Source organism: Bradyrhizobium sp. BRP22 (genome assembly GCF_020194175.1).
Lineage (GTDB): Bacteria > Pseudomonadota > Alphaproteobacteria > Rhizobiales > Xanthobacteraceae > Bradyrhizobium.
Window position 1 is genome coordinate 1 of sequence record NZ_JADYVX010000167.1, and the last position, 255, is coordinate 255.

Sequence of the window (255 nt, forward strand, 5' to 3'; positions counted from 1 at the left end):
GGAGGAGAACGCGAAGCTGAAGAAGCTCCTGGCGGAGCAGATGCTTGATGCGGCCGCCTTTCGCGAGCTGCTTTCAAAAAAATGGTAGGGCCCGCCGCCAAGCGCGCTGCGGTCGCGCATCTGCAGGCCGTCATGAGCCTGTCGGAGCGGCGGGGCTGTTCGATCGTCAGCGCGGACCGGAAGACGATCCGCTACCGCTCCCGCCGCCCGCCGGACGCAGTTCTGCGTGGCCGATTGCGCGACCTCGCCAACGAG

Annotated in this window: 1 pseudogene; it reads left to right on the top strand. The window is 67.1% G+C overall.

Annotation, left to right across the window (positions count from 1 at the left end):
- Positions 1-255 (top strand): annotated as a pseudogene (locus I6F35_RS39830) (IS3 family transposase); the annotation flags it as partial.